Origin of the sequence: Paraburkholderia sp. J69-1, from assembly GCF_905220255.1 — a bacterium.
GTDB lineage: Bacteria > Pseudomonadota > Gammaproteobacteria > Burkholderiales > Burkholderiaceae > Paraburkholderia.
In genome coordinates this window covers 1-1,605 of the sequence record NZ_CAJMZG010000063.1, presented here as the reverse complement: position 1 = coordinate 1,605, position 1,605 = coordinate 1, and the positions used below count along the sequence as shown (strand labels likewise).

The 1,605-nt window shown below is 62.0% G+C and carries 3 protein-coding genes; all 3 read left to right on the top strand.

What is annotated here, in order from left to right; genetic code table 11:
- Positions 1–4 precede the first annotated feature (4 nt).
- Positions 5–421: a succinate dehydrogenase, cytochrome b556 subunit gene (sdhC, locus tag U5A67_RS40360; RefSeq protein ID WP_321818822.1), complete on the top strand. Its 417-nt coding sequence runs from the start codon at positions 5–7 to the stop codon at positions 419–421.
- Between the two features lie 2 nt (positions 422–423).
- The gene (sdhD, locus tag U5A67_RS40355) at positions 424–792 is read left to right on the top strand and encodes a succinate dehydrogenase, hydrophobic membrane anchor protein (protein ID WP_321959833.1); all 369 of its coding nucleotides are present in this window, start codon (positions 424–426) and stop codon (positions 790–792) included.
- Positions 793–796: 4 nt separating this feature from the next.
- Positions 797–1,605: FAD-dependent oxidoreductase (locus U5A67_RS40350; protein ID WP_224018442.1), on the top strand; the 809-nt coding region annotated here is incomplete at its 3' end.

The following is a 1,605-nucleotide window of genomic DNA, read 5'->3' as shown; positions in this document are numbered from 1 at the left end:
TAGCATGGCAGAAGCCGCAAAAAAACCGAGGCCGGAATACCGGAACATCGGGCTTGGGCAGATATTGTTCGCATACCGCCTGCCGTTGGCCGGTCGCGTATCGATCGGTCACCGCGTGAGCGGTGCACTTCTATTCATTTTCCTGCCTTTCCTGTTGTTCCTGTTTGACCAGAGCCTCACTTCGGAACTCAGCTTCGAAGTCTTCCGGGGCTTCCTCTCCAACATCATCGTCAAGCTCGTCGTGCTGGTCCTCGGCTGGGCGTTCCTGTTCCACTTCTGCGCTGGCGTGCGCCACCTGTTCATGGATTTCAACCATGACCTCGCGGCTAAAGAAAAGGCCAAATCGACCTCGCTCGTCGTCGTTGTCCTCTCCACGGTCCTCACGATCGCCTTCGCGGCAAAACTCTTCGGAGCGTTTTAAGAATGTCGGCTAAAAACGGTATCGGTCCGAAGCGCCTCGTCGTGGGCGCGCATTACGGCCTGCGCGACTGGATTGCCCAGCGCGCCACCGCCGTGATCATGGCGATCTACACGATCGTGCTGCTCGTGCTGTTCTTCGGCGCACACGACTTTTCTTATGACGGCTGGGCGTCGATTTTCTCCGCCCAACGGATGAAGCTCGCGACGTTCGTCACGCTGCTCGCGCTGTTCTATCACGCCTGGATCGGCGTGCGCGACATCTGGATGGACTACATCAAGCCCGTTGGCCTGCGCATCGCGCTGGACGTGCTGACGATCGCCTGGCTGCTGGGCAGCCTGGGCTACGCCGCGCAGATTCTCTGGAGAGTGTAAAAGAATGGCTGCAATCAAGAATTCTCTGCCGCGTCGCAAGTTCGACGTGGTCATCGTCGGCGCGGGCGGCTCGGGGATGCGCGCGTCGCTGCAACTCGCGCGTGCGGGCCTGTCGGTCTGCGTGCTCTCGAAAGTGTTCCCGACGCGCTCGCACACGGTCGCCGCTCAAGGCGGGATCGGTGCGTCGCTGGGCAACATGAGCGAAGACAACTGGCATTACCACTTCTACGACACGATCAAGGGCTCCGACTGGCTCGGCGACCAGGACGCGATCGAGTTCATGTGCCGCGAAGCACCGAACGCCGTCTACGAACTGGAACACATGGGCATGCCGTTCGACCGCAATGCGGACGGCACGATCTACCAGCGCCCGTTCGGCGGCCACACGGCCAATTACGGCGAAAAGCCGGTGCAACGCGCCTGCGCGGCGGCTGACCGTACCGGTCACGCGCTGCTGCACACGCTCTACCAGCAGAACGTCGCTGCGAAGACCACGTTCTTCGTCGAATGGATGGCGCTGGATCTGATCCGCGACGCCGAAGGCGACGTGCTCGGCGTGACCGCGCTCGAAATGGAAACGGGCGACGTCTATATCCTCGAAGGCAAGACCACGCTGTTCGCCACGGGCGGCGCAGGCCGGATCTTCCAGGCATCGACGAATGCGTTCATCAATACCGGTGACGGCCTGGGTATGGCCGCACGTTCGGGCATCGCGCTGCAGGACATGGAGTTCTGGCAGTTCCACCCGACCGGCGTGGCCGGCGCGGGCGTGCTGATCACCGAAGGCGTGCGCGGCGAAGGCGGCATTCTGCG